The 26180-nt window shown below is 62.1% G+C and carries 23 protein-coding genes and 3 pseudogenes; 18 read left to right on the plus strand and 8 right to left on the minus strand.

What is annotated here, in order from left to right; all coding sequences use genetic code 11:
• Positions 1-28 precede the first annotated feature (28 nt).
• Genes tssC through BMZ70_RS07585 form a run of 3 tightly spaced genes read right to left on the minus strand, consistent with a single transcriptional unit; the run spans position 29 to position 2651 of the window.
• Positions 29-1510 carry a type VI secretion system contractile sheath large subunit gene (tssC, locus tag BMZ70_RS07575; RefSeq protein WP_092271861.1) on the minus strand — a complete coding sequence of 494 codons (1482 nt, stop codon included), beginning with the start codon at positions 1508-1510 and terminating at the stop codon, positions 29-31.
• A 2-nt stretch (positions 1511-1512) separates the two neighbouring features.
• A complete protein-coding gene (tssB, locus tag BMZ70_RS07580; protein WP_092271864.1) occupies positions 1513-2025 on the minus strand; it encodes a type VI secretion system contractile sheath small subunit in 513 nt (170 codons plus the stop codon).
• A 17-nt stretch (positions 2026-2042) separates the two neighbouring features.
• A complete protein-coding gene (locus BMZ70_RS07585) occupies positions 2043-2651 on the minus strand; it encodes a tetratricopeptide repeat protein (RefSeq protein WP_229205330.1) in 609 nt (202 codons plus the stop codon).
• A 169-nt stretch (positions 2652-2820) separates the two neighbouring features.
• Between BMZ70_RS07585 and tssK the strand changes: the two genes are divergently transcribed.
• The 13 genes and pseudogenes from tssK (at position 2821) to BMZ70_RS07640 (ending at position 15164) form a co-directional block, all read left to right on the plus strand.
• Positions 2821-4158, plus strand: coding sequence for a type VI secretion system baseplate subunit TssK (gene tssK, locus BMZ70_RS07590; RefSeq protein WP_092271871.1), 1338 nt, complete (start codon positions 2821-2823; stop codon positions 4156-4158).
• 11 nt (positions 4159-4169) lie between these two features.
• Complete coding sequence (gene icmH / locus BMZ70_RS07595; protein WP_092271874.1) at positions 4170-4934, plus strand: type IVB secretion system protein IcmH/DotU; 765 nt, start codon at positions 4170-4172, stop codon at positions 4932-4934.
• Positions 4934-7840, plus strand: coding sequence for a type VI secretion system Vgr family protein (locus BMZ70_RS07600; protein WP_092271877.1), 2907 nt, complete (start codon positions 4934-4936; stop codon positions 7838-7840). The genes icmH and BMZ70_RS07600 overlap by 1 nt, the downstream gene beginning before the upstream one ends.
• Positions 7840-9366, plus strand: a complete 1527-nt coding sequence (locus BMZ70_RS07605) for a hypothetical protein (protein ID WP_092271880.1) — start codon at positions 7840-7842, stop codon at positions 9364-9366. Before BMZ70_RS07600 ends, BMZ70_RS07605 begins: the two co-directional genes overlap by 1 nt.
• Positions 9363-10460 carry an Imm71 family immunity protein gene (locus BMZ70_RS07610; protein ID WP_229205331.1) on the plus strand — a complete coding sequence of 366 codons (1098 nt, stop codon included), beginning with the start codon at positions 9363-9365 and terminating at the stop codon, positions 10458-10460. The genes BMZ70_RS07605 and BMZ70_RS07610 overlap by 4 nt, the downstream gene beginning before the upstream one ends.
• A 237-nt stretch (positions 10461-10697) precedes the next feature.
• Positions 10698-10862, plus strand: a pseudogene (locus BMZ70_RS28775) (contractile injection system protein, VgrG/Pvc8 family); the annotation flags it as partial.
• A gap of 377 nt (positions 10863-11239) precedes the next feature.
• The gene (locus BMZ70_RS28780; protein ID WP_229205332.1) at positions 11240-11506 is read left to right on the plus strand and encodes a type VI secretion system Vgr family protein; all 267 of its coding nucleotides are present in this window, start codon (positions 11240-11242) and stop codon (positions 11504-11506) included.
• A pseudogene (locus BMZ70_RS07620) lies at positions 11505-11999 on the plus strand (IS3 family transposase); the annotation flags it as partial. The gene BMZ70_RS28780 and the pseudogene BMZ70_RS07620, both read left to right, overlap by 2 nt.
• 146 nt (positions 12000-12145) lie before the next feature.
• Positions 12146-12805, plus strand: a complete 660-nt coding sequence (locus tag BMZ70_RS27935) for a M949_RS01915 family surface polysaccharide biosynthesis protein (protein ID WP_130300864.1) — start codon at positions 12146-12148, stop codon at positions 12803-12805.
• A complete protein-coding gene (locus BMZ70_RS07630) occupies positions 12772-13320 on the plus strand; it encodes a hypothetical protein (protein WP_130300862.1) in 549 nt (182 codons plus the stop codon). The genes BMZ70_RS27935 and BMZ70_RS07630 overlap by 34 nt, the downstream gene beginning before the upstream one ends.
• Positions 13317-13595, plus strand: a pseudogene (locus tag BMZ70_RS29285) (Imm71 family immunity protein); the annotation flags it as partial. The gene BMZ70_RS07630 and the pseudogene BMZ70_RS29285, both read left to right, overlap by 4 nt.
• Positions 13596-13671: 76 nt before the next feature.
• Positions 13672-14040, plus strand: coding sequence for a hypothetical protein (locus BMZ70_RS27940; protein ID WP_229205333.1), 369 nt, complete (start codon positions 13672-13674; stop codon positions 14038-14040).
• Between the two features lie 86 nt (positions 14041-14126).
• Complete coding sequence (locus BMZ70_RS07640) at positions 14127-15164, plus strand: HAF repeat-containing protein (protein WP_092271892.1); 1038 nt, start codon at positions 14127-14129, stop codon at positions 15162-15164.
• 52 nt (positions 15165-15216) lie between these two features.
• On the opposite strand, the gene BMZ70_RS07645 is transcribed toward BMZ70_RS07640, so the two are convergent.
• The 3 genes from BMZ70_RS07645 to BMZ70_RS07655 all read right to left on the minus strand — a co-directional run bounded on the left by BMZ70_RS07645 (position 15217) and on the right by BMZ70_RS07655 (position 17258).
• On the minus strand, positions 15217-15729 hold the full coding sequence (locus BMZ70_RS07645) for an FxDxF family PEP-CTERM protein (RefSeq protein ID WP_092271895.1): 513 nt from the start codon (positions 15727-15729) through the stop codon (positions 15217-15219).
• A 159-nt stretch (positions 15730-15888) separates the two neighbouring features.
• On the minus strand, positions 15889-16539 hold the full coding sequence (locus tag BMZ70_RS07650; RefSeq protein ID WP_092271898.1) for a CoA transferase subunit B: 651 nt from the start codon (positions 16537-16539) through the stop codon (positions 15889-15891).
• 17 nt (positions 16540-16556) lie between these two features.
• The gene (locus BMZ70_RS07655) at positions 16557-17258 is read right to left on the minus strand and encodes a CoA transferase subunit A (protein ID WP_092271901.1); all 702 of its coding nucleotides are present in this window, start codon (positions 17256-17258) and stop codon (positions 16557-16559) included.
• A gap of 126 nt (positions 17259-17384) precedes the next feature.
• On the opposite strand from BMZ70_RS07655, the gene BMZ70_RS07660 reads away from it, so the two are divergent.
• Positions 17385-17945: a LuxR C-terminal-related transcriptional regulator gene (locus BMZ70_RS07660; protein ID WP_092271904.1), complete on the plus strand. Its 561-nt coding sequence runs from the start codon at positions 17385-17387 to the stop codon at positions 17943-17945.
• On the opposite strand, the gene BMZ70_RS07665 is transcribed toward BMZ70_RS07660, so the two are convergent.
• Positions 17942-18718, minus strand: a complete 777-nt coding sequence (locus BMZ70_RS07665; protein ID WP_092271907.1) for an SDR family oxidoreductase — start codon at positions 18716-18718, stop codon at positions 17942-17944. The two genes, BMZ70_RS07660 and BMZ70_RS07665, sit on opposite strands and share 4 nt — an antisense overlap.
• A gap of 194 nt (positions 18719-18912) precedes the next feature.
• On the opposite strand from BMZ70_RS07665, the gene BMZ70_RS07670 reads away from it, so the two are divergent.
• The 4 genes from BMZ70_RS07670 (at position 18913) to chrA (ending at position 24119) form a co-directional block, all read left to right on the plus strand.
• Entirely contained in the window at positions 18913-20589 is a 1677-nt protein-coding gene (locus BMZ70_RS07670; RefSeq protein ID WP_175500762.1) for an electron transfer flavoprotein-ubiquinone oxidoreductase, read from the plus strand.
• A 246-nt stretch (positions 20590-20835) separates the two neighbouring features.
• A complete protein-coding gene (locus BMZ70_RS07675; RefSeq protein WP_092271913.1) occupies positions 20836-21720 on the plus strand; it encodes a flagellin N-terminal helical domain-containing protein in 885 nt (294 codons plus the stop codon).
• A gap of 114 nt (positions 21721-21834) precedes the next feature.
• Entirely contained in the window at positions 21835-22803 is a 969-nt protein-coding gene (locus BMZ70_RS07680) for a hypothetical protein (protein WP_092271916.1), read from the plus strand.
• A complete protein-coding gene (gene chrA / locus BMZ70_RS07685; protein WP_092271919.1) occupies positions 22800-24119 on the plus strand; it encodes a chromate efflux transporter in 1320 nt (439 codons plus the stop codon). The genes BMZ70_RS07680 and chrA overlap by 4 nt, the downstream gene beginning before the upstream one ends.
• On the opposite strand, the gene BMZ70_RS07690 is transcribed toward chrA, so the two are convergent.
• A complete protein-coding gene (locus tag BMZ70_RS07690; RefSeq protein ID WP_175500794.1) occupies positions 24100-26169 on the minus strand; it encodes a flagellar biosynthesis protein FlhA in 2070 nt (689 codons plus the stop codon). The two genes, chrA and BMZ70_RS07690, sit on opposite strands and share 20 nt — an antisense overlap.
• Positions 26170-26180: the final 11 nt, after the last annotated feature.

Below are 26180 nucleotides of genomic sequence, written 5' to 3' on the forward strand. Positions count from 1 at the left end.
ATTCCTTTCAATGATTAAAAAATAAAACTCAGTTTTTGGTCGATGCTGGGAGCTCCGCGACCAATCGGAGGGAAACGGACAATTCGTCAAGCTGGAAGTGCGGACGCAGGAAGGACACCGCGCGGTACACGCCGGGGCGGCCCGGCACTTCCGACACCTGCACCGACGCTTCGCGCAGCGGGAACTGCGCCTTCTGTTCCTGGCTGGCGTTATCGTCCAGCAGCACGTACTGGGTCAGCCAGCGGTTCAGGAAATCTTCCACGTTGGAGGCGGCGGCAAAGCTGCCGATCTTGTCGCGCATCATGGCCTTCATGTAGTGGGCGATGCGCGACACCGCGAAGATGTACTGCAACTGGGACGACAGCACGGCGTTGGCGTTGGCGGCGTCGTTGGCGTATTTCTTGGCCTTCTGCGCCGACTGCGCGCCGAAGAAGGCGGCGTAGTCGGTGTTCTTGCAGTGGACCAGCGAGATGAAACCGAGGTCGCTCAGTTCTTTCTCGCGGCGGTCGGTGATGGCGATTTCGGTCGGGCACTTGAGCGCCACTTCGCCCTCGTCGGTCTTGAAGGTGTGGGTTGGCAGGTCTTCCACCAGGCCGCCGCCTTCCACGCCGCGGATGGCCGCGCACCAGCCGTAATCCTCGAAGGCTGCGGTCAGCTTGGTGCCGAAGGCGTAGGCGGCGTTGCACCACAGGTATTTCTGGTGGTCGGTGCCATCCACGTCTTCCACGAAGTTGAAGCCTTCGACGGTGGCGCCATCGGCCGGGTTGAATGGCAGGCGGCCGAGGAAGCGCGGCAGCGTCAGGCCGACATAGCGCGAATCCTCGGACTCGCGGAACGATTTCCACTTGGCGTATTCCACCGTGTCGAACACTTTCGACAGGTCGCGCGGCTTGCCCAGTTCACTGTAGCTTTCCAGGCCAAACAGTTCCGGCGACGCGGCCGAGATGAACGGCGCGTGCGCGGCGGCGGCCACGTGCGACATCTGTTCGATGAAGTACATGTCCTCTGGCTGGCGGGTGATTTCGAAATCGCCGATCAGGGCGCCGAACGGGGCGCCGCCGAAGGTACCGAATTCTTCTTCGTAGACCTTGCGGAACATGGTGCTCTGGTCGAATTCCAGCGCCGACTGGAAGTCCTTCACCAGTTCCTTCTTGGTGGCGTTGAGCATCTTGATCTTCAGGTTCTGGCCGGTGGCACTGTGCTTGACCAGATAGTGCAGGCCAGTCCAGCTGCTTTCCAGCTTCTGGAATTCCGGCGCGTGCAGCACGGCCGACAGCTGGGCCGAGATCAGGCGGTCCAGTTCCGCCACGCGGGCGTCGATGGTGGCGGCCAGGTTGTCGGAGACGACCACCGTGCCTTCCATCACCTGATTCACCAGTTCCGAAATCAGATCCTTGGCGCGCGCATGCTCGGTGCTCGACTTGGCCACCTTGCTTTGCTCGACGATCTGGTCCAGCAGCGCCACTTCGGTGGCGACGGGCGCGCCGCCCGGGGTCAGTTGTGCGGACATAATCAGTCCTCCTTCTTGTCGGCGGTTTGCTGGCCCAGCACGGCCAGTTTCTCGGTGCTGTGCAGCACATCGTTGAGGATGTCTTCCAGCTTGTCATTACCGGCCAGCTTGTTGCGCAGGTCGGCCAGCTTGGTGCGCGCTTCCAGCAGCTTGCGCAGCGGTTCCACCTGCTGCACCACCGCCTCCGGACGGAAATCGTCCATCGACTTGAACTTCAGATCGACCGCGAACTCGCCGCCGCCCTCGCCCAGCTCATTCTTGACGCGGAAGTTGGCGCGCGGTTCCACGCCTTTCAGCACCTCGTCGAAGTTATCGCGGTCGATGTTGACGAACTTGCGCTCCTTGAGGCGCTTCTGCTCGACTTCCGAGTTGCCGCCGAAATCACCCACCACGCCCATCACGAACGGCAATTCCTTGTTCTCGATGGCGTCGCCGATCTCGACGTCGTAAGTCATCTGCACCCGTGGCGGGCGAATTTTTTGCAGTTTTTTCTGCACGCTAGTGCTCTTGGACATGGCTATCCCCTCTTCGGTTATTTCAGGGCGCCGAACGGGTCGGCGCTGGATTCTTCTTGCTGCTTGGCCTTGGCGGTCTTCTTGGCGCCGGCCTTGCCGCGTGCCGGCGTGGCGGCCTGCGGCACCGGCGCCGGGGCCGGCGGTACCAGCACCGTTTCGCCCAGACTCTCGCGCAACAGCTTGGCCAGGTCCTGCGACTCGGTGCGGATCGAGCCGGACAGGTTGTTCTGGCGGCTCAGGTCAGCCAGCGAGCGGGTCGACAGGCGCAGGCCGCTGATGGCAATGATGCTGTTGGCCAGGGTGTCGTTCGGATCGCGCACCAGCACTTCCTGGGCGTTGATGATGGCGTCGCCGTACTGGCCGGCTTCGTAACGGGTCTGGGCGATGCTCAGCCACGGCGACTTGTCGGACGGATAGGCTTCCGCCGCTTGCTGCCACAGCTTGACGGCCTGCTCTTTCTGGCCGGTACTGGACGCGGTGCCAGCTTGCGCCAGCATGGATTGGAGACTGGGCTTGGCGGCTACCGATGGCGCCACGGGGGCGGTGGTACAGGCGCTCAGCGCCACCACCGAGACGATGGCTCCAGCCAGTTGCGCGGCCCGAGCAAAGGACAGTACGGTTGTCATGCTTACCTCAATTTCGATATCAAAAAAGAATACTTAAAAAACAATTTCTGCAACTGGGCGCCACGTTATCAGAAATTTATTATTGACCGCGTTCAATTGAACTCAACCGTGCGCACCCTTTAAAAAAAGAAATGTTATGGTTCTGCTACTTTCAAAAAAGGCATAGCAAATGAGCAGCAAAATTCTCTGGGGCGAAGGTTTGTTCCTGCGTCCGCAACATTTTCAACAGCAGGACCGCTACCACGAACAGCGCCTGCATCAGAGCGTGCTGGCACTCCACCCTTATGCCTGGGGTGTGAACCAGTTACAGGTCGACCGCGACGCCCTGGCCAACCACAGCCTGCGCGTGCTGGAGCTGTCGCTGCGCTTCCAGGACGGCGAGTTTTATGACGCCCCCGGCGCGGACGACCTGCCGGACGCGGTGGACCTGAGCCAGTTGCCGCAGTCGCAGCAAACCGTCACCTACTACGCGGCACTGCCGGCCTTCAAGCCGTTTGGCGGCAATTTCGGCGACGCGGCGAATAGCAGCGCGGTGCGCTACCTGCAGCACAACCAGGACACGCCGGATCTGTACACCCACGCAGCACCGGCCCAGCTCAGCTACCTGAAAAAGACCCTGCGGCTGGTGGCGGAATTCGAACCGCGCGATTCCTACACCCACTTCCCGCTGCTGCGCCTGCGCCGCGCGGCCACCGGTGGCTTCGAGCTGGACGCCTCCTTCGTGCCGCCCAGCCTGTCGGTGCGCAGCGCGCCGCTGCTGTTCCTGCAACTGCGCCGCCTGCTGGACGCGCTGCAGGCCAAGGTCAGCGCGCTGTACGGCCACCACCGCGAGCCGAGCAAGCACGTGATCGAATTCCGCTCGGGCGACATGTCCTCGTTCTGGCTGTTGCATACCGCCAGTTCCGCCTTCGCCTCGCTGACGCACTACTTCCAGCATCCGGCGCTGCATCCGGAGCGGCTGTACGAGCAGCTACTGAGCCTGGCCGGCGCGCTGATGACCTTCTCCAAGAGCTGGACCCTGGCCGACCTGCCGCCCTACTCGCACACCGATCCCGGCCCTGGATTCGCCACCTTGCACCAGATCATCCGCGAGCTGCTGGACACCGTGATATCGTCGCGCTACTTCGCCATCGCGCTGCGCGAGGTCAAGCCGTCCTACCATCACGGCATGCTGGACTCGGGCAAGATCGACGACAAAACCACCTTCTACATCGCGGTCTCGGCGGCCATGCCGGCCAGCGAGCTGGTGGACGTAGTACCGCTGCGCTTCAAGGTCGGCGCACCGGACGACGTCGACAAGTTCGTGCTGTCGGCCATGCCGGGCGTGCGCCTGCAACACGCGCCGCAAGTGCCGGCCGCCGTGCCGGTACGGCCGGACGCGCTGTACTTCTCGATCGAGGCCAAGGGCCAGATGTATGAGCGCATGCTGCAAGCGCAATCGATCTCCATCTACGTTCCCGGCGGCATACACGACCTGCAACTGGAACTGGTCGCCGTCACATCCTGAGGTTACGCACCATGAATACCGTTACCGCACCTTCCCTGATGGGCGCCGCGCCGGCGCCTGCTGCCAGTCACGCGCCGCAAACCTTGCTCGACCTGATGTACGACGGCTTCTACGCCCTGTTCATGCTCAAGAACGGCAATGGTCCGCAGGAAAACGCCGAGTTCGCGCACAAGATGACGCAATTCCTCGACGATTTCGGCCGCGCCGCGCGCAAGCACGGCGCCTCGCCGGACGATATCGACGCCGCCAAGTACGCGTTCTGCGCGGCGGTGGACGAAATCATCCTGCGCTCGCCGTTTGCCATCCGCGATATTTGGGAACGCCGCCCGCTGCAACTGGCGCTGTTTGGCGAGCAGCTGGCCGGGGAAAACTTCTTCCACCGGCTCGAAGCGCTGCGCGCGCGTGGCAGCGCCCATTTGCAGGCGCTGGAAGTGTTCCACATGTGCCTGCTGCTGGGCTTCCAGGGGCGCTACATCCTGGAAGGCTCGGAAAAGTTGAACTATCTGACCGCACGCCTGGGCGATGAAATCGCCCACATGAAAGGCAAGCGCGGCGGCTTTGCGCCGCACGCCGAACGGCCGGACCAGGTGGTCCACAAGCTGCGCAGCGATCTGCCACTGTGGGTGCTGTGCTCCGTGTTCGGGCTGGTGTGCGTGCTGGGCTACCTCGGCCTGCGCACCTCGCTGAACCGCAACACCGAGCAGCAGGTGGCAGCCTATAACGACGTCGTCAAGCTGGCGCCGCGCCAGGCCAACCTGACCATCACCCTGCCGTAATGGATATCGCCTCGCTGATCCCCTCGGCACTGGGGCTGTTCGGCACCGGTCTGAGCCAACACGCGCGGCTGCTGACGCTGGCCAGCGCGCAGGACTCGTCATTGCCGGAAGCATTGGTGCCCGAGCGTTTTTCCGGACGCGAAGGCGTCAACGAACTGTATGCGTTTGAAGTCGACGCGCTCAGCACTTCCACCGATCTGGCGTTGGACCAGTTCATCGGCGAGGAACTGACCGTCACCCTGCTGCAGGCCGACGGCAGCCGCCGCGCCTGGCACGGCATCTGCACCGAGGCCGCCTGGCTGGGCGCCGATGGCGGCACGGCGCGCTATCGCCTGTTGCTGGAGCCGGCGCTGGCACTGCTGCGGCTGCGGCGCGACAGCTACATCTTCCAGGACAAGAACGTGCAGGACATCGTCACCGAGCTGCTGGCCGATTACCCGCAGCTGCGCTTTGAATTCGACGTCACGCAAACGCTGGAACCGCGCGCCATTTGCACTCAGTACCGCGAAAGCGACCTGGAATTTTTGCAGCGTCTGCTGGCCTCGGAAGGCCTGAGCTGGCGCTTCGAGCACGACCAGCCGGACGCGGAATCGACCGATGGGCAGGCCAAACACAAACTGGTGATCTTCGACAGCAAGGCCAAAGCGCTCGACATGCCGGGCGGCGCCGAGGTCCGCTTCCACGGCGTGCGCGCCACCGACAGCGCCGATGCCATCGACCAGTTTGCCGCGCGGCGGCAGGTGCAGGCCAATGCCGTCAGCATCAGCAGCTGGGACCCGGCGCAATTGCTGGCGCCGGGCGCCGAGCAACTGTCCTCGCTGGATGCGGGCGAGCTGCCGGCGCTGGCCGTGTACGACGGCGGCGGCGAACGGATCGCCAGCGCCAGCGGCCAGCCCGAACAAATCAGCCAGCTAATGCTGCAAGCGCTGGAACTAGAGAACAAGGTCTTCGAAGGCGAAGGCGCGGTCCGGCAGTTGGCCGCCGGCCACGCATTTGCGCTGACCCAGCACGAGCGCTACGTGGACGACAACCGTTTCACCGTGCTGTGGGTGCGGCACGAGGCGCGCAACAACGTGCCGTCGCAAGTCAAAAAAATTGGCGACCTGATCGAGGCCGGCACCTATCGCAACAGCTTTGGCTGCGTGCGCGAGGCGGTGGCCATCGTGCCGCGCGCGATTGCCGCGCCGCAGGCGGCGAACGCGCTGGGACCGCAGACCGCCATCGTGGTCGGCGCCGGCGGTGCGGTGGCGACCACCACGCGCGATCATCAGGTGCGCATCCAGTTTGCCTGGCAGCGCGGCCAGGGCGCCAATCCCGGCGGCATCGCCCACGATACCGACGCCAAAGGCAGCGCGCCCGGCGACGACAGCAGCGGCACCTGGGTGCGCGTGGCCGAAGCGCTGGCCGGCCCCAACTGGGGCTCGCAGTTCACGCCGCGCATCGGCACCGAGGTGCTGGTCGACTTCATCGACAACGATATGGACCGGCCGCTGGTGGTGGCGCAGCTGTACACCGGCGCCGACCAGCCGCCGTACGCGGCCGGCGTGGAATCTGGCGCCAATCACGGCGGCACGCTGTCCGGCATCCACAGCCACAACTTCGACGGCGGCGGCTACAACCAGTGGCAGCTGGACGACACGCCCGGCCAGGTGCGCACGCGGCTGGCCACCAGCGGCGCCGCCACGCAGCTCAACCTAGGCTACCTGATCCAGCAAGCGCCCGGCTCTTCCCAGCGCGGCGCCTATCGCGGCTCCGGCTTTGAATTGCGCACCGACGCCTGGGCGGTGGTGCGCGGCGCCGAGGGCGTGCTGCTGACCACCAGCGCGCGCGGCGCGCAAGGCAGCGGCGTGGCCTCGACCCAGATGGATGCCGCCGAAGCCGTGCGCGCCCTGCAAGCGGCGCAGGAACTGGGCAAGGTGCTGGGCGACGTCGCCACCAAGCAGAACGCCCTGCTCAGCAAGGATGCGGCCAAGGCGCAGCAGGACCTGCAGTCACGCATCGATCCCAAGGACAAAGGCAAGCACGACAGCGCGGTCAACGGCCAGGAAGCCAGCAAGGCGCAAAGCGGCGCGCGCGTGCTGGATGCGGGCCAGCCGGTGGAAAAATTCGCCGAGCCGCTGGTGCTGATGGACGCGCCATCCAGCATCAACTGGGCCACGCCGGCATCGACCGTGCTGTTCGCGGGCGAACAGTTGCACTGGACCTCGCAGGGCGACGCGCACCTGACGGCGGCGCACACCCTGTCCTCGGTGGCGGCCAACGCGGCCGGCTACTTTAGCCAGAACGGCGGCATCCAGGCCATCGCCGCCAACGGCCCGGTATCACTGCAAGCGCATACCGACCAACTGGAGATCCTGGCCGACAAAGAGGTCAAGATCATCTCGGTCAACGACAGCATCGAAATCAAGGCCAACCAGAAAATCGTGCTGCAAGCCGGCCAGTCCTCGATCACGCTGGAAGGCGGCGACATCACGTTTGCCTGCCCAGGCAACTTCACCGTCAAGGGTGGGCAGCATGTGTTTGATGGCGGCGCCAGCGCCCCTGCGCAGTTGGCGCAGTTGCCGGAAGGCGAACTGCCGCTGGATACCCTGTACCTGGATCACCGTTATCACGACGATCAACCGGTTGCTGGTGCTGAGTACGTTGTCCGTCTGGCAGATGGAAGTGAACGGAAGGGAAGACTGAATGGCCAAGGTCGAGCCGTCATTCCCAACGTACCCGGAGGCTCCGCTCAGGTACGTTTTGGTCCCATGCCGGGCGCTTTCGAACGTGTGGACAAAACACCGATGCCCAATTACGACCCATCTCCTTCAGATGCGAAGATCAGTAGCCTGATTGAAAAATACTTCACGTCGGATACGGCCGAGGCCATTTCATCCACTTCGCCGGGCAAGGGACAAGCGTAATGAGTCAACATCAGAATCCTCCAGCCGGTTGGACGTGGAGTCAGTTTAAGGCAGTATGTGCCGATGTGGGCAGCTGGACTTGGGGCACCGTTCAGGGGGTATTTAACGAAAAGGCTAGCATTACGCAGATTATCGTGGATGCTGTGATCGGCATGATTCCGCTCGTGGGCGACGCGACCGCTGTCCGCGATCTTATTGCTGTAATCATCGGTTTATCCTCGGATGAGGAAAAGCGTAACTCAAAGTGGGAGTGGATCCTGCTCGTGGTGCTCTTGTTCGCCCTGATACCGGTCTTCGGTGGCATAGTAAAGGGGACTGGGCGCATCGTCGTCAAGGTAGCCAAGGAAGCCGCCGTTCTAGCTGGCGCAGCCAGAATGGCGCATCTGCGTGCCGGGGCAATGGAGGTAATCGAGTTTCTTAACCGAATAGGGGTGAAGAATGCCGAGAAGTGGTTGTTATCGCTTCGGATCGCAGATCATACTTCGGAGTTAATCGGTAAATTCACCCATCTAATGGCTACGCTGGACAACGTGCTGAGCAAAGTACGTCCCAGAATTTCCTCCTTCCCTTCTCTTACAGACCGACTTGACTCACTTCGGACTGGATTGGCCAAAGTACGGGATAAAGGTAAAGAGATGATACCGGCCGCGATAAAGGAGTTCGACCAGCAACTGCGTGAAATTCAAGCCTTTATCCGCTCCGGCGGAGAAACAACTAGCAGGGTAGCATTGCACGAGGTTGCTACTGGACAGCGCGCCACCACACGCGTAGATGAGAGGCGACTGATAGAAGATGGAGTGCTGCCGGTCAGGAACACACGCGGAGGCTTTAGCCAAAATCCAGCCAAAAAAGCAGATGCCGCAAAAATAAACAAGCTTTACCAGCATGAGGCTGGCTACCCTGACTTGATGACCTTAGATGCGAATGGGGAGTACAACAAGATTGCGGCTTATGCTGGGAAGATGGTTAATCGTCAGCTGAAGGACGGCGAACAAGTCTTTCGTTTTTTCGGACCGGCCAGGGTAACACATGGCGTACCGGTGGGCGAAGCCGCCGCTGGCGGAGGGTGGTGGGGAATAGGCCCGGCACCGAAGACCGCCAAAGAATGGCGGGAACTCGCGGCAGTCCTTGACAGTTTCAATGGGGATGGCTTCTTTGTTTCGGCTAAGGTAGTGGGAAGTAAAGGTCCCAAAGCGGTTGTTGGGACCGTGTCCGAACAATTTGGCAAGATACTACCGGGGCAGTATCTCCCCGGTGGTGCCACTCAGGCATTCTTTTATTTGGACAGGGCGTTTTCCGATGCGCTCACTAAAGCGGGCCAAGCCTTTACGAGAGGGGAAAACGTGGGCAAGATAATCGATACGGCTACAGGACTCGAATTTACTTTTCACCGTACTGGATGGAAGGACGCGAACGGCATCTGGGGTTACGTTAGAGGGCCAAGCGCGACCACGACACAGACGGCGCGCGTTGGAACTCGTGAACAAGCAAGCAAAGAAAATAAAGAGGTAATCATTCATCCATGACGCAATCCATCCCCAACAACTTGATCATGTTGCCATCCGATATAGAACGCCGACAAATTTTCTATTGGTTGCGGAAACTTAGTTCTGTGACAGCGTGGCGGCGTATTTTTTCATACTATCAAGCGTGGGCTACTGTCGCGGAACAGAGCCTCAGAGAGGCTGACGCACAGGGTTGGGCTGATAAAACCGCCGTGCCGGAAAGCCATTATGTACTGATCCTGAAAGGCTTGGCGCACTGCGAAGAAGGGGTCCTACGACTGGCCAAGGGCGACAAACGGGTATTCAAATTTGACGCGAATGGCGAATTTGCAATGGCAAGGAGCGTTCTATTTCACTGGGCGGAAATGATCACGCGCGTCGCAGAGGGCGAGAACGTCATCGACGAACAACATACGCCGCTCTGGCTGGAATTTACGCAGGCGCTCACCGCCGTATGCCAAGCCTGGCAAGAATGTGCCGATCAAATACTCGAACCTAGATATCTCGGTGAACCGGCACCGACCCACTATGGCCCTTGGCTTCAACAAGAACTAAAAACGATGGATTTTCCCTTGGGACCAGAAAGCGTTCCCGCCCCCGTCGACAACCAGTTTGTCCGCACCAACGATTACGTTCCCTGCTCCGGCATTTGGGAACCTGTCGAGGCTCCCCCTCTTGCCAAGTCATTGCTACGTAGTTTGTTCACTCGGCCGGATGAGCCTCAAGCTCCGTTTAACATTGCCGGCACAATAAATTATCTGCATGGCGGCTCCAAGTCACCGCAAATTACTGTGGAGACTGGCGATGATAGCCAAGATATCGATACGGTATGGCGGTTACTGTGGCGCGATGAGCGTTATACCAACAGCCCCGTGCCGGAGTATGAGGCTGGATATCGTTTCAACTATCCCAAGCAAGCTGTGGACTCACCACCTGCCGTTTCATCCTCTGACGAAATTATTTGGGGAGAGACCGGCTCGGTGGCTCCGGTCAGTGGCAAGTGGCTGGTCGAATCTGATATCAAAGCCAGCGTTGTGCTTGTCAAGGGAGAAAAGCTGCCATTACATGACGGCCGCGAAGTGCGATGGGTGCTTGCCGAAAGAATTCGACAATAAAACCCACGCTGATGATCTTCCGCCGCGAGGCAAAGGAGCTGGAGATGCCGGGCGGCGCCGAGCTGCCCTTCCACGGCGTGCGCGCCAACGACAACGGCGACGCCATCGACCAGTACGCCGCGCGGCGGCAAGTGCGGGCCAACGCCGTCAGCACCAGCAGTTGGGTCCCGGCGCAACTCCTGGTCCGGTGCGGAACAACTGTCGTCGCTGGATGCGGGCGAGCTGCCGGCGCTGGCCGTGTACGACGGTGGCGGCGAACGGATTGCCAGCGCCAGCGGCCAGCCCGAACAAATCAGCCAGCTGATGCTGCAGGCGCTGGAACTGGAGAACAAGGTCTTCGAAGGCGAAGGCGCGGTCCGGCAGTTGGCCGCCGGCCACGCATTTGCGCTGACCCAGCACGAGCGCTACGTCGACGACAACCGTTTCACCGTGCTGTGGGTGCGGCACGAGGCGCGCAACAACGTGCCGTCGCAAGTCAAAAAAATTGGCGACCTGATCGAGGCCGGCACCTACCGCAACAGCTTCGGCTGCGTTCGCGAGGCGGTGGCCATCGTGCCGCGCGCGATTGCCGCGCCGCAGGCGGCGACCGCGCTGGGACCGCAGACCGCCATCGTGGTCGGCGCCGGCGGTGCGGTGGCGACCACCATGCGCGATCATCAGGTGCGCATCCAGTTCGCCTGGCAGCGCGGCCAGGGCGCCAATCCCGGCGGCATCGCCCACTACACCGACGCCAAGGGCAGCGCGCCCGGCGACTGCTGGTCGACTTCATCGACAACGATATGGACCGGCCGCTGGTGGTGGCGCAGCTGTACACTGGCAGCGACCAGCCGCCGTACGCGGCCGGCGTGGAATCTGGCGCCAATCACGGCGGCACGCTATCCGGCATCCACAGCCACAACTTCGACGGCGGCGGCTACAACCAGTGGCAGTTGGACGACACGCCGGGCCAGGTGCGCACACGGCTGGCCACCAGCAGCGCCGCGACGCAGCTCAACCTGGGCTACCTGATCCAGCAGGCGCCCGGCTCGGCCCAGCGCGGCGCGTAAAGTGTGGGTCACTGACATCACGTATTTGCGCACGTATGAAGGCTGGCTTTACCTCGCAGTCGTTTTGGATCTGTTCTCGCGGCAGGTGATCGGTTGGTCGATGAGTTCAAGTATTGATCGTGACCTGGCAATGAACGCCTTGCTAATGGCAGTGTGGCGCCGCCAGCCAACTGACGAAGTCATGGTTCATTCAGATCAAGGCAGCCAGTTCAGCAGTTACGACTGGCGTGACTTCCTTGCTGCACATGGGCTCGTTCAAAGCATGAGCCGGCGCGGGAACTGTCACGACAATGCCGTGGCGGAGAGTTTCTTCCAGCTTCTGAAGCGGGAGCGCATACGACGCAGAATCTATTCAACCAGGGACGAGGCCAGGCAGGATGTCTTCGACTATATCGAGATGTTCTACAATCCGAAGCGTCGTCACGGATTTAATGAAAAGCTGTCGCCAATCGAGTTCGAAAAGCGGCATTCTTTACTGCTGCGGAATGTCTAGGGGAATGGTGGCGATTCAGTCCGTAGTGCTCGATAATGATGAAGATGGAATTTTGAAAGCGCTGGTCATTGATCAAGAAAGCCACACGATCAAATTTCGGTGGCTGACCCATCCGGACGACAAGGAGCATCAGATAAGCCTCGTAGATGACAAATTCTTACTTCAATAATTTAAGACGAGCCATAGCATGCCTGGCGCTGTTGGGGATAGGTACAGCAACCCACGCCGCGTCGCTTGCAGCCACGCCGGTCGATTTAGGCTATTTGCGGGCCCAGCATTTGCGGACCGATGGTGATCTGGTAAGCGCTCAAATGGTTCATGACCAGCGCGGCGAGCATGTTCTTGTCCTTAGCCGCAAAGCAGGTCCTTCATCCACGGCACCAGGCGCTAAGCGGATAGAGCGCATCGCGCTTCAGGCGGCTTACTATTCGCAACGGAACAGCGTGTGGGAAGAGGACTGGACGGTCCGGGACTTTGTTGATTGTCCCGGGTTGGACGCGGCCGCTGATTTCTTCACCTCGGCACTGAGCGTCACCGATATTAACAGCGACGGCACGGCGGAAGTCACCATACCGTATAAACTGTTTTGCGGGGGCGGTGTGGATTCCTACACTGTGAAGGTGATCTTGCGAGAAGGTCCGCTGAAACTCGCCATTCGCGGCGAGTCCGAGGTCAGGCTGCCCGGCCAGGCGCCCTTCGGTGGCGGGCATCAGCTTGATAGACGGCTGTTGACACAGCCTTACAAACTTTATCGGGAACACTTGGAAAAAGTATGGCGGACAGTTTCGGTAGATACGCGACGATGATGAAACCGTCAGTTGCGAGCACATCACCGCGCCGCAGCATCATGCTGGGCCTGCTGGCGATGTCCATCCTGCTGGTTGCTCAAACGGTACCCGCAGCCCAAGCGGAGACGGGAATTCAACAAGTGCAACAGCTGATACGTACCTTTCGCGCCGCGCACGACACCAATGCGATAGCGGAAGCCATCTCGCTGGCTGATCAGCTTTCTGCCCGCCGGTCATCGCGGGTGCGCGCTCTTTGGCAGGAAATTATTCGCGCGCTGGATGCCGAGATCGTTCCAGAGTTCGATAGCGCCGGCCTTCCCTCGCTTAACGTCGCCCCACCGCCAGAGTCTGGCCTGCCGGCCGGTGTTGCGCCCGACAGTATCGCGGACCCGGCGATGCGCGCGGCCTACAAGCAGGCGCTGGCAGAAAATGCGTTACGATTGCAGCGCTACCAATATCAACGTCAACTGCATGAACAGATGGAACGCGCAAAAGCCGGCTTAAAGAATTTACCAGTGACGGGAAGCCTGTGACTGACAACAATGCGCCAGCCGACGGGCGGGATGAGGGACTGCCGACGGACCTCGAACGGCAGAAAATTTTCTTCTGGCTTAAGAAACTCAGTTCGGTTACTGCATGGCGTCGCGTTCTTGAACACTATGAGGCTTGGGCCACTGCAATCAAAGACAGCTTGCACGTTGCACAGCAAAATGGCTGGGATGATAAAACTTCGCTGCCGCAAGCCGAATACGAACGCATCACGGAGGGCCTTGAACACTGCAAGGAAGCAGTCGCGCGTCTGAGCAAGGGCGATAACCGATCATTGGTTCGCCTGTCATCTTGCGCGACATTTATCGGACCAGCCGGAAGTGCCGGCGTTCCAGGTGCGCACCGGCATCACCGCCCGCAGCGGCGAGTCCCCGCCACGCGCTGGCGTTTACATCAGTCAGGACGATGCGAACGCCGCACCGCAATTTGCCTGGCCCGAGCAAGATCGTGGACAGTTGACCGACAGCAGCACCTTTAACGATGTCGGTCTCGCCGCGCTGCACGCGATTGGCCGCGATGGGCTATGGTTCGACGAACAAAAAATGTATGCGTTTGCAGTAGAGGCCGGCATTCGGCATCCTTCATCGCCACAGGGGGTGATCTCGCCAGGCAGCGCTTCTTCAGCACTTGCCATCCTTGCCCATGCCACGCGGCCGTGCGACTGGTACTATGTCGAGATAATGTCCGAAAGCGAACGGCGCTAACGTTCATTTTCGTACAGTTTGGGGCCAGAAACTGCGTGGCACGGGAGTTGCACTGAGCACTGCATTCACACTGCGGAGGTCACAACATGGCGGAACTTACACTGGGCGCGCGCGGCACGGAACAAAGCATCGCGGTCGATATCAATGCGCGCGGGCAGATGGCTGGCATTATCGAGGAGGAGGATGGCCGTCAGCGCGCCATCCTGTACGACAAGCGCCCTGTCGAGCTGGGCACGCTGGGCGGCAACGACGGCTTCACCCGCGATATCAACAATGAAGGCGATGTGGTCGGCACAGCGCAGAACGCCAGCGGCTACTGGCGCGCTTTCGTGGTCCGCCATGGCGAGCGCATGCAGGACCTCGGCACGCTGGGCGGCAATAGCAGCTACGGCGCCGCCATCAACGACAAGGGCCAGGTGGTCGGCTTTGCCGATACCAGCGACGGCTACTATCGCGCCTTCCTCAGCGATGGCGAGCATGCGCCGCGCGACCTCGGCACGCTGGGCGGCAAGATCAGCTACGCGGCCGGCATCAACAACCTGGGCGACGTGGTCGGCACCGCCGCCCTGCCCGACGGTTACCGCCGCGCCTTCGTCTACAAAGCCGGCGGCAGCATGCAGGACATCGGCACCCTGGGCGGCCGCAGCAGCAGCGCCAGCGCCATCAACGACAAAGGCATCGTGGTGGGCGCCTCCGAAACGCTGGGCCGGCGCTGGCATGCCTTCGTCTGGGAGCAAGGCAAGATGACCGACCTCGGCGCGCTGATCGGCTATGGCGACAGCTTCGCCACCGCCGTCAACGAAGCGGGCCACGTGGTGGGCAGCATCCGCGCCGGCGACGAGCGCCGCTCGTTTGTCTACCGCGACGGCAAAATGACCGTGCATCCGGGCGGATACGGCCTGTATCTGGTCAACGCCATCAACAACCAGGAACTGGTGATCGGCGCCAAATACGCCGGCAAGAAATTCAGCGCCTCGACCATGATCTCCAGCCAGCCGGCGGTGGTCACGCACGGCGGCCAGGACATGCTGCTGGCGATTATCGTGGTGCTGAGCACGGCGACCGCCGCGATGCTGCTCCGCCGCCGCTATCGCGGCCTGCGGCTGCGCAGCCTTGCCTTCTGAAACAAAAAAAACCCGCCATTCGGCGGGCTCTATCGTTTCTGGCAAGGCCAGATCAGGCGCTACGTTTGCGGCGTGCCACCACACCCAGCAGGCCCAGACCAGCGACCAGCATGCCGTAGGTTGCTGGCTCAGGCACTGGCGCCAGCGTGACGTTGACCACGCCAGCATAGCTGCCGCCATACGAGGTGCCGGAGATCGTCAGCACCAGCGGACCGCCCGTGCTGGGCACATACGCGCCAGCTTGGGTGAACGGAATGCTGTTGTTGATGCTAAATGGCGTGCCATTCAGGTTAGCCGAGCTGAAGGTCACCAGCAGGTTCGGATCGTAGTTGTAGTTGCCGTCCAACGAAAAGTTGAAGAAGTAGGCCGAGGCGCTGCTGCCCGGAGTCAGCGTGGGGGTGAAGGTGAAGACGTCGGTAAAGCTGCCCAGCACAGGGGTGTCACCAAACGATGCGGTCAGGTGACCCGGTGTGGTAGGCGTCAAGGCAACCGTGAAGGCGGCTGCCGAGGCGACGCAGGAAGAAGCGGCCAGTATAAAGCCTAATGCCAGCGAGCGAAGTTTCATTTTGATTGTCCGGTAAAGGTTTTAAAAAAACAACTTAACTATCAAATAAACAACAACTTCGAACTCAGCATATCCTCTTATAAAAAAACCATCAACGAATAATTTCCAATCTTCATCCTGGTCGCCATAGATCCGCCCTATCCGCGCGTCAACACCCCCTTAAACGGCCGACAGATCCAGTTCGCAACCGGTCGCAGCGACCAGCTGATCCTTGCTGACGCCCGGCGCCAGCTCGGTAACCTTCAGCCCCCGCTCGGTCACTTCCATGACGCACAAGTCGGTAATCACCAGGTCCACCACGCCGACGCCGGTCAGCGGCAGGTCGCATTTTGGCAACAGCTTGTGCGAGGTTGAGCCGTCCTTGGCGGTGGCCACGTGCTCCATCAGCACCACGACTTTTTTCACGCCAGCCACCAGGTCCATCGCGCCGCCCATGCCTTTGACCATTTTGCCCGGAATCATCCAGTTGGCCAGGTCGCCCTTTTCCGACACCTGCATCGCGCCCAGGATCGCCAGGTTGATCTTGCCGCCCCGGATCATGCCAAACGAGTCGGCCGAGCTGAAGTAGGCCGCGCCCGGCAAGGCGGTCACGGTCTGCTTGCCGGCGTTGATCAGGTCGGCGTCGATCTCCGCTTCGGTCGGAAACGGGCCGATGCCCAGCAAGCCGTTTTCCGATTGCAGGAACACTTCCATGCCCGACGGCACGTAGTTGGCCACCAGCGTCGGCAAGCCGATGCCGAGGTTGACGTAGTAACCGTCCTGCAGTTCCTTGGCCGCGCGGGCAGCCATTTCATCACGAGTCCATGCCATAGTAATCTCCGATATTCTTAGTGTGCGGCGCGGATGGTGCGCTGTTCGATGCGTTTTTCCGGCGTGGTGTTGAGCACGATGCGGTGCACGTAAATGCTCGGCAGGTGCACCTGGTCCGGGTCGATGCTGCCGGTTTCGACGATCTGCTCCACTTCCACGATGCAGACCTTGCCGGCCATCGCCGCATTCGGATTGAAGTTGCGCGCAGTCTTGCGGAACACCAGGTTGCCGGCCTTGTCGGCCTTCCACGCCTTGACCAGCGCCACATCGGCCACCAGCGAACGCTCCATCACGTACTGCTCGCCGTCAAACTCGCGGATTTCCTTGCCGTCGGCGACGATGGTGCCGACGCCGGTCTTGGTGAAGAAGGCCGGAATGCCGGCGCCGCCGGCGCGCAGTTTTTCCGCCAGCGTGCCCTGCGGCGTGAATTCCAGTTCCAGCTCGCCAGCCAGATACTGGCGCGCGAATTCCTTGTTCTCGCCCACGTAGGAAGCGATCATTTTCTTGATCTGGCGGGTTTCCAGCAGCTGGCCGAGGCCGAAGCCGTCGACGCCGGCATTGTTGGAGATGGCGGTCAGGCCGGTGACGCCGGAATCGCGCAGCGCGCCGATCAGCGCCTCCGGGATGCCGCACAGGCCGAAGCCGCCCACGGCAATGGTTTGCCCGCTTTGCACCACGCCGGCCAAGGCGCTGGCGGCGTCCGGATAGATTTTGTTCATATGTGTCCCTTGTGATTTATGTTGCGTGTACCTTGCCAACGTTGTTAAATGCGTTAGCAAAGCAGCGATCCAGCATAGAATACGCACATCAAAAGTTCAATACCGTAGAAATACCTGCCACGCCCCATGAGCGCCCAGCCTGCCATCGATTACGAATCCATTTTCCTGCATGCGCCGGTGGGCATGTGCATCTCCGAAAACCGCATCATCCAGTCCAGCAACGAGGCGCTGGCCACGATGTTCGGCTACAGCCGCAGCGAGCTGGACGGGCTGTCGTTCCGCGCCCTGTACCCGACGATGGACGAATTCCTGCGCACCGGCGACCGCATCATCCCGATCATGAACGCCAAGGGCCGCTATTCGGATGAGCGCATCATGCGCCGCGCCGATGGCGAACTGTTCTGGTGCCACGTGACCGGCCACGCCATGAAGTCCAGCGAACCGCTCGGCCCCGGCATCTGGACCTTTGAAGATGTCAGCGAAAAACGTCCGGTCACGGCCGAACTGACGCCGCGCGAACGCGAAATCGCCGCGCTGCTGGTGGAAGGCAAGACCAGCAAGACCATCGCCCGCCAGGTCGACCTCAGCCCGCGCACGGTGGAAATGCACCGCGCCAAGCTGATGCGCAAATTCTCGGCCGCCACCTCGTCGGAACTGGTCCACAAGCTGGTCGGCGTGCAACTCTAGGTTGCCGTCATGCCGTCGTCGGCGGAGATCACCGCGCCGTTGATGAAGTTGGAATCCTCGCCGGCCAGCAGCAACAGCAGGCCATCCAGGTCTTCCGGCCTTCCCGGCCGCTTGCGCGGCAGCATATCGATCAGCTTCTGGCCCTGCTCGCTGGCGAAATACTCTTCATTGATCTCGGTCGAAATATAGCCGGGGCAGATGGCGTTGGTGTTGATGCCGTACTTGCCCCACTCCACCGCCATCGCCTTGGTCATCTGCACCACGCCGGCCTTGCTCATGCAATACACGCCGATCTGCGGCAGCACCCGCAAGCCGGCCACCGAGGCGATATTGATGATGCGGTGCTTCTTGCTCGGATCGCCCTTGGCGCGCGCAATCATGCGCTTGGCGGTCTGCTGCGCAACGAAAAACGCGCCGCGCAGGTTGGTGTCCATCACGAAGGCGTAGTCTTCCGGCGTGACGTCGGCCAGCCGCTGGGTGGTCGACACGCCCGAGTTGTTGACCAGGATATCGATCGGCCCGGCCTCGGTCTCGGCGTGGGCGATGGCCGACTTGATGCTGGCGTAGTCGGTGACATCGAGGCTGACCACGTGGGCGGCGCCACCATCGGCTTCGATCTCGGCGCGCAACTCCTTGAGGCGCTCGGTGCGGCGCGAGGCCAGCACCACTTGCGCCCCCGCCTGGGCCAGCACTTTGGCAAACCGGGCTCCGAGACCGCTGGAGGCGCCGGTGATCAGCGCGATTTTTCCCTCAAAGTTGACTTCTATGCCCACTGGCTGCTCCTGGTGTTGGTGATAATGTTCTATTAGACGTAATCAGACGTAATCAGACGTAATCATTACACAAATCGCCAGTATTAGATTGCGGTGTCTAATAATGTCGCGGAAAATGGCGTCAATCCAAGCGGAAAAGAAGCACGTTCGTGCTAAAATTTTTACATTCACCACAATCACTATAACAACAGACCATGACACAGCCTCAAAACCTCGTAGAACAGTATGGCCCACGCGACGCGATGGAGTACGACGTCGTCATCGTCGGCGGCGGCCCCGCAGGCTTGTCGGCAGCGATCAAGATCAAACAACTGGCCGCTGAAAAAGGCCAGGAAGTGTCCGTCGTCGTGCTGGAAAAAGGCGGCGAACTGGGCGCCCACACCCTGTCCGGCGCCGTGATGGACCCGCGCGCCCTGACCGAACTGATCCCTGACTGGAAAGAAAAAGGCGCGCCGCTGAACACCGCCGTCACCGAGGACCGCGTGCTGTTCCTGACCGAAACCAAGGCCTACAAAACCCCGAACATGCTGCTGCCGAAGTGCTTCGAAAATCACGGCAACTACGTGATTTCGCTCGGCAACGTGGTGCGCTGGCTGGGCCAGCAGGCCGAAGCGATGGGCGTGGAAATCTTCCCCGGCTTCGCGGCGGCCGAAGTGCTGCACCACGACGATGGCTCGGTCAAGGGCGTCGCGACCGGCAATATGGGCGTGAAACGCGACGGCGAGGCCGGTCCGGACTTCCAGCTGGGCATGGAACTGCACGGCAAATACACCCTGTTCGCCGAAGGCGCGCGCGGCCACCTCGGCAAGCAGCTGATGGCCAAGTACGACCTGAACAAGGGCAAGGATCCGCAATCCTACGGCATCGGTATTAAAGAACTGTGGGAAATCGATCCGGCCAAGCACCAGCCTGGCCTGGTGGTGCACACCACCGGCTGGCCGCTGGACAGCAAGACCTACGGCGGCTCCTTCCTGTACCACCTGGAAAACAACCAGGTGGTGGTCGGCTACGTGGTGGGCCTGAACTACGAGAATCCGTACCTGTCGCCGTACGAAGAATTCCAGCGCTACAAGACCCACCCGGAGATCCGTGGCTTCTTCGAGGGCGCCAAGCGCATCTCGTACGGCGCCCGCGCGATTGCCGCCGGCGGCCTGCAATCGCTGCCGAAGCTGGTGTTCCCGGGCGGCGCGCTGATCGGCTGCGACGCCGGTTTCCTGAACATGAGCCGCATCAAGGGGTCGCACGCCGCCATCAAGTCCGGCATGCTGGCCGCCGAATCGGTGTTCGAGGCGCTGGGCGCCGGCCGCCAGGGCGACGAGCTGGCCACCTACCCGGTGGCGTTCGAACAGTCCTGGCTGCACGAAGAACTGCACGTGGCGCGCAACGTCAAGCCGTGGCTGAGCAAGGGCCTGTACCTGGGCTCGGTGATGGCCGGCATCGACCAGATCGTGTTCCGCGGCAAAGCGCCGTGGACCCTGCGCCACTCGCACGCCGACCACGAATGCCTGAAGCCGGCCTCGCAGTTCGCGCCGATCGTCTATCCGAAACCGGACGGCAAGCTGACCTTCGACCGCCTGTCGTCGGTGTTCATCTCCAACACCAACCACGCCGAAGACCAGCCGATCCACCTGACGCTGAAAAACCCAAGCGTGCCGGTCGACGTCAACCTGGCCCAGTACGCCGGCCCGGAGGCGCGCTACTGCCCGGCGGGCGTGTATGAATTCGTCAAGACCGACGAAGGCACCGACCGCCTGCAGATCAACGCCCAGAACTGCGTGCACTGCAAGACCTGCGATATCAAGGACCCGACCCAGAACATCGTCTGGATCACGCCGGAAGGCGGCGGCGGCCCGAACTATCCGAATATGTAAAAAAGCAACACTTTAAGAACAGCGCGGCTCCCCCCCGCGCTGTTTTTATTCTTGCCCCCACCAGGCAATCGGCCCATAATCGGCGGATGGAAAACGCGGTGGACAGCGATTTTTGGCCTCAGGTAAAAAAATTTTCATAAATTTCTTTAAAGCATTTAATGTACTTCCAGATACGGTCGTCTTGTACTTGGGAGAGCACAAAGGATCCGTTGCTCCGAACTGAATCCACCTACCAGGAGTTATTTCATGCTGAGCCTTCACACTAACGCTGCGGCCCTTTCCGCACAGAACTCGATCTCCCGCACCCAGTCGGCGCTGTCGACCTCGCAGACCCGTCTGAGCACCGGCTTCCGTGTCAATTCGGCCATGGACGATGCTGCAGGCCTGCAAATCGCAACCCGTCTGAAAGCGCAAACCAGCGGCATGGCTATGGCTATGCGCAACACCCAGAACTCGATCTCGATGATGCAGACCGCCGAAGGCGCGCTGGACGAGACCACCAACATCCTGATCCGCATGAAGGATCTGGCCACCCAGGCAGCCGACGCTTCGTCGACCACCGCCGACAAAACCGCAATGCAGTCGGAATTCGACGCGCTGACCCAAGAGCTGTCCAACATCGTCGGCAATACCTCGTTCGGCGGCCAGAAGCTGATGAACGACACCACCGGCACCTTCGCTGCCACCGGCGGCGTGAACTTCCAGATCGGTGCATCGAGCGGCGAGAAAATGAACGTTGACGTGTCGACCCAGATCGCCACCATGCACGCCAGCCTGCTGGCCGGCGCCACCAACTACCTGAACACCGGCGTGGCGCCAGCCACCGTGCCAACCGGCACCGAACTGACCGGCAGCGCTTCGGCCACCATCGACCTGCTGAAAACCGCAATCGACGACGTCGGCGCCGTTCGTTCGGCACTGGGTGCTGCTTCGAACCGCCTGGACCACGTGTACAACAACCTGGCCAACGTATCGACCAACACCAAAGCCGCTACCGGCCGTATCATGGACACCGACTTCGCAAGCGAGTCGTCGAACATGACCTCGTCGCAGATGCTGCTGCAAGCTGGCACCGCCATGCTGAAGCAGTCGAACAGCACCTCGTCGCTGGTTATGTCCCTGCTGCAGTAATCGTAGTAATATCCGGATATCTTCTGATATCCGGATTGCTAAAAGGGCCAACCGGAGCTTTTCGGTTGGCTTTTTTTATACCCGCAATACCAGAAATTCCAGAAAGCGAGCCTGATGGCTGTCGATCGTATCGGACCTTCTTTACGCCCGCTTGGCGTCCCGGACCGGCCGCAAACGCAGCCAGGACCGGTCGCGCGCGTGCCGGGCGAAGCACCGATCGATATCGACTTCCCCGTGGGACCGCTCGGGCCGAGCGGCCCAAACGGCACCGGCGGCCCCAATTCCGTCGGCGCCATCCTTGACGCTCCCGACCACCAGCAAGCACTGCCGCCCTCGCACGCCGAGGCGCTGGCTGCCGCCCTTGGCGAAGTGCCGGACGCCGGCGACCCGGCCGCGATGCGCCCCAACCAGGTGTTCCTGTCGCGCCAGCTGGTCTGGCAACCGCCCGATACCAGCGCAATGGCCGCCTCGTGGCAAGTGATGGTGCGGACCTACAGCGAGCAACGCGCCGCCTGGCTGGAACAAGCCACCGGCCAGCATTTGCCCGCCAGCCTGTTCATGGCCGACAATCCCTCCTCCTCGCTGCGCGACGGCCGTCCCGGCACGCCGCTGGTCACCGAAATGGAGCCGTGGCGCTTTGCCGTCTACGCCTGGGGCGCGGAACGGCTGGTGCTGAAGGTGGTGGTCAAGGACGATGAAGAATACGACCGCAACCGCCGCCGCCGCACGCGCGTGGCCTTGCGGCTGGAACTGATGCTGCCCGGCGTGGGCCGCGTGGTGATCCAGATGGAACCGGCCAGCGGCAACGGCGTGGTGCTGGAAGTGGGCGCGGCCCAGACCTCGGCCATGCAGCACATGCGCGACCTGCTGCCGCAGCTGGCGGCGGTGGTCAGCCGTTCCGGCCTGAGCATCCTGCGCTGCCGCCTGCGCCGCGAACTGCCGGCGTCGACCGGCGAGCATTCCCACCCGAGCCGCATGCACACGGCGGCCCTGACCCAGGCCCTGTTCCGCGCAATGGCGGAAGTGGCGGTGCTGCTGTCGCAGCCCACCATCGCCGACGACCTGTTCTCCGAAAGCGCATGACGCCGGAGCGCCCGGCCCATCCCAGCTTCGGCCAGGCGCTCGCCTATTGGCTCAAACTCGGCTTTATCAGCTTCGGCGGCCCGGCCGGCCAGATCGCCATCATGCACCAGGAACTGGTGGAACGGCGGCGCTGGATTTCCGAACAACGCTTCCTGCACGCCCTCAACTACTGCATGCTGCTGCCCGGCCCCGAGGCGCAGCAACTGGCCACCTACATCGGCTGGCTGCTGCACCGCACGCGCGGCGGCATCGCGGCCGGCGTGCTGTTTGTGCTGCCGTCGCTGTTCATCCTGATCGGGCTGTCGTGGCTGTACATGGCGTGGGGCCATGTGCCGGCCATCGCCGGCGTGTTCTACGGCATCAAGCCGGCGGTGACGGCGCTGGTGCTGCACGCGGCCTGGCGGGTCGGCTCGCGCGCGCTGCGCAACCGCTGGCAGTGGACGGTGGCGGCGCTGGCCTTCGTTGCCATCTTCGCGCTGCAAGCGCCCTTCCCGCTGATCGTGCTGGCCGCCGCCCTGACCGGCTGGCTGGCGCCGCAGCGTTTCCAGGGCGGCGCCGGCCACGGCAAGGCAGGCGGCGCGCACTTGCCATCCCTGATCGACGACGACACGCCGCCGCCCGCGCACGCGCACTTCCGCTGGCCGCGATTCTGGCTGGTGCTGGGCGTGCACCTGGGCTTGTGGCTGGCCGTGATGGCGCTGCTGGTGGCCTGCTTTGGCGTCGACAGTGTGCTGGCGCAGATGGCCTGGTTCTTCAGCAAGGCCGCGCTGCTGACCTTTGGCGGCGCCTACGCCGTGCTGCCCTATGTGTTCCAGGGCGCGGTCGAGCAGCATCACTGGCTGAGCGCGGCGCAAATGATGGACGGCCTGGCGCTGGGCGAAACCACGCCCGGGCCGCTGATCATGGTGGTGTCGTATGTGGGGTTTGCGGGCGGCTGGAACACCGCTTTCCTCGGTCCGCAGGCGCAGTTGCTGGCCGGCGCGCTGACGGCTGCGGTGGTGACGTATTTCACCTTCCTGCCGTCGTTCCTGTTCATCCTGCTGGGCGGACCGTTTATCGAGTCCACTCACGGCAAACTGAAATTCACGGCGCCGCTGACCGCCATCACCGCCGCCGTGGTCGGCGTGATCGTCAACCTGGCGCTGTTCTTCGCCTGGCACACGCTGTGGCCGGCAGGCTGGCAAGGCCATTTCGAATGGCCGGCGATGCTGATCGGGATCGCCGCCGGTATCGCCCTGTTCCGCTACAAGCAGGGCGTGATCCGTGTCATCCTGGCCAGCGGCCTGGCCGGCTGGCTTAGCCTACTGTGCCAATGATGCTGACTTCGCGATTCTCAGGAATCTCGTTGTAGGACAGCACATGCAGGCCCGGCGCGAACAGGCGCGCGTAACGCGCCAGCAGCGGACGGATCTGCGGCAGCACCAGCAGCAGCGGCGGCGTGGCCTGCTGCTTCATCTGCTCGCGCGCCACCGGCATGTTGACCTGCAACTGCGCCAGCAGGTGCGGATCGATCGGGTAGTTGTCCAGCACCACCTTGCCGCTCTGGCGCGCCTGGTTCAGCGAACCTAGCAGCATGTTTTCCAGGTCGCCGCCGAGATTGAAGGCTTGCATCTCGGTCTTCTGCCCGAACAGGCTGGTGACGATCTGGCGCCGCAGCGCGCAGCGCACTTCAGCCGCCAGCAGGATCGGATCCTTGGTGGTTTCCGAGCTGTCCACCAGCGTGGTGGCGATCGGCACGATATCTTTCAGCGAGACGTTTTCCGCCAGCAGCACACGGAACACGCGCAGCATCTGGGTGTGGGTCAGCGCCTTGTCCAGCGCCGCCGCCAACTTGGGCGAGATCGCGGTCAGTCGCTCCATCAGCGCCGGCACGTCTTCGTGGCGGAACAACTCCGGCAAGTATTCGCGGATCAGCTTGGACAAGTGGGTGGCAATCGCGCTCGGCGCTTCCACCACCTGATAACCAAGGCCCAGCGCGTTGGCTTTCTCGCTGGTCTCGATCCACGTCACCGGCATGCCGTAGGCCGGCTCGATGCCGGGGATGCCGTCGATCTGGCCGTACACGTTGGGCGACGGAATCGCCATCAGGCGGTCGGCAAACACTTCCGCCTGCGCCACCACGCTGCCCGACAAGATCACCGAATACTGGGTCGGTTTGAGGCCGAGATCGTCGCGCACGCCGATCGGCGGCAGCAGCAGGCCCATCGCCTCCGAGATGCTCTGGCGCACGCCCTTGACGCGCTTGCTCAGCGGCTCGCCATGCGCCTTGTCGATCAGCGTCACCAGCTTGTAGCCGACCGCGATCTGCAGCGGCTGCACCGCCGGCAGGCTGTACCAGTCGAGGTCGGGCGCGCGCTCGTCGCGCAGCGCCGCCTCGATGGCGTCGAGATTGCTGGTATCGGGCTTTTGCACCCGGTTGAGCAGCTTCCAGCCGACATACGACAGCGCCAGCGCGAACGGCGCGAACATCTGCCACGGCATGCCCGGCACCAGCGCCAGGATCAGCATCATGCCGGCCGCGCTGAACATCACTTGCGGCGAGGTCAGGACCTGGTTGCCGACTTGCTGTTCGAAGTCGCCCGAATCCGAGATACGGGTCACCAGGATGGCGGCGGCGGCCGACAGCAGCAGCGCCGGGATCTGGGCCACCAGGCCGTCACCGATGGTCAGCAGCGCGTATTGGCGGAAGGCGTCGCCGAACGACATGTCCTGCATCAGCGCGCCGATCGCCACACCGCCGACCATGTTGATGATCAGGATCAGGATCGAGGCCACGGCATCGCCGCGCACGAACTTGGAGGCGCCGTCCATCGCGCCATAGAAGTCGGCTTCCGAGGCCACTTCCAGGCGGCGCTGCTGGGCCTTCTCTTGATTGATCAGGCCGGCGTTGAGGTCGGCGTCAATCGCCATCTGCTTGCCCGGCAAGGCGTCCAGCGTGAAGCGCGCCGATACTTCCGAGATCCGTTCCGCACCCTTGGTCACCACCATGAAGTTGATGATCATCAGGATCACGAACACCACGATACCGACCACATAGTTACCACCGACCACCACGTTACCGAAAGCCTCGATCACGTGACCGGCGGCGGCCGTGCCTTCATGGCCGTGCAGCAGCACCACGCGGGTCGACGCCACGTTCAGCGTCAGGCGCAGCATGGTGGTGGCCAGCAGGACCGTCGGGAACACCGAGAAGTCCAGCGGACGCCGCACCGATACCGAGCCCAGGATCACAATCAGCGCCAGCACGATATTGAACGTGAACATCACGTCCAGCAATATCGGCGGCAGCGGCAGCATGATCATCGCCAGGATAATCAGCAAGAATGCCGGGGTGGCAAACTTGTGACGGCGTATCTCCGCAATCATGGTTTGGAAAA

Source organism: Duganella sp. CF402, assembly GCF_900109645.1.
GTDB lineage: Bacteria > Pseudomonadota > Gammaproteobacteria > Burkholderiales > Burkholderiaceae_D > Rugamonas.

Bases quoted from the DNA above. Each gene is read 5' to 3' on its own strand.
- tssC (WP_092271861.1), bottom strand. From the start codon at position 1,510: ATGTCCGCACAACTGACCCCGGGCGGCGCGCCCGTCGCCACCGAAGTG.
- tssB (WP_092271864.1), bottom strand. From the start codon at position 2,025: ATGTCCAAGAGCACTAGCGTGCAGAAAAAACTGCAAAAAATTCGCCCG.
- BMZ70_RS07585 (WP_229205330.1), bottom strand. From the start codon at position 2,651: ATGACAACCGTACTGTCCTTTGCTCGGGCCGCGCAACTGGCTGGAGCC.
- tssK (WP_092271871.1), top strand. From the start codon at position 2,821: ATGAGCAGCAAAATTCTCTGGGGCGAAGGTTTGTTCCTGCGTCCGCAA.
- icmH (WP_092271874.1), top strand. From the start codon at position 4,170: ATGAATACCGTTACCGCACCTTCCCTGATGGGCGCCGCGCCGGCGCCT.
- BMZ70_RS07600 (WP_092271877.1), top strand. From the start codon at position 4,934: ATGGATATCGCCTCGCTGATCCCCTCGGCACTGGGGCTGTTCGGCACC.
- BMZ70_RS07605 (WP_092271880.1), top strand. From the start codon at position 7,840: ATGAGTCAACATCAGAATCCTCCAGCCGGTTGGACGTGGAGTCAGTTT.
- BMZ70_RS07610 (WP_229205331.1), top strand. From the start codon at position 9,363: ATGACGCAATCCATCCCCAACAACTTGATCATGTTGCCATCCGATATA.
- BMZ70_RS28780 (WP_229205332.1), top strand. From the start codon at position 11,240: ATGGACCGGCCGCTGGTGGTGGCGCAGCTGTACACTGGCAGCGACCAG.
- BMZ70_RS27935 (WP_130300864.1), top strand. From the start codon at position 12,146: ATGACAAATTCTTACTTCAATAATTTAAGACGAGCCATAGCATGCCTG.
- BMZ70_RS07630 (WP_130300862.1), top strand. From the start codon at position 12,772: ATGGCGGACAGTTTCGGTAGATACGCGACGATGATGAAACCGTCAGTT.
- BMZ70_RS07640 (WP_092271892.1), top strand. From the start codon at position 14,127: ATGGCGGAACTTACACTGGGCGCGCGCGGCACGGAACAAAGCATCGCG.
- BMZ70_RS07645 (WP_092271895.1), bottom strand. From the start codon at position 15,729: ATGAAACTTCGCTCGCTGGCATTAGGCTTTATACTGGCCGCTTCTTCC.
- BMZ70_RS07650 (WP_092271898.1), bottom strand. From the start codon at position 16,539: ATGGCATGGACTCGTGATGAAATGGCTGCCCGCGCGGCCAAGGAACTG.
- BMZ70_RS07655 (WP_092271901.1), bottom strand. From the start codon at position 17,258: ATGAACAAAATCTATCCGGACGCCGCCAGCGCCTTGGCCGGCGTGGTG.
- BMZ70_RS07660 (WP_092271904.1), top strand. From the start codon at position 17,385: ATGAGCGCCCAGCCTGCCATCGATTACGAATCCATTTTCCTGCATGCG.
- BMZ70_RS07670 (WP_175500762.1), top strand. From the start codon at position 18,913: ATGACACAGCCTCAAAACCTCGTAGAACAGTATGGCCCACGCGACGCG.
- BMZ70_RS07675 (WP_092271913.1), top strand. From the start codon at position 20,836: ATGCTGAGCCTTCACACTAACGCTGCGGCCCTTTCCGCACAGAACTCG.
- BMZ70_RS07680 (WP_092271916.1), top strand. From the start codon at position 21,835: ATGGCTGTCGATCGTATCGGACCTTCTTTACGCCCGCTTGGCGTCCCG.
- chrA (WP_092271919.1), top strand. From the start codon at position 22,800: ATGACGCCGGAGCGCCCGGCCCATCCCAGCTTCGGCCAGGCGCTCGCC.
- BMZ70_RS07690 (WP_175500794.1), bottom strand. From the start codon at position 26,169: ATGATTGCGGAGATACGCCGTCACAAGTTTGCCACCCCGGCATTCTTG.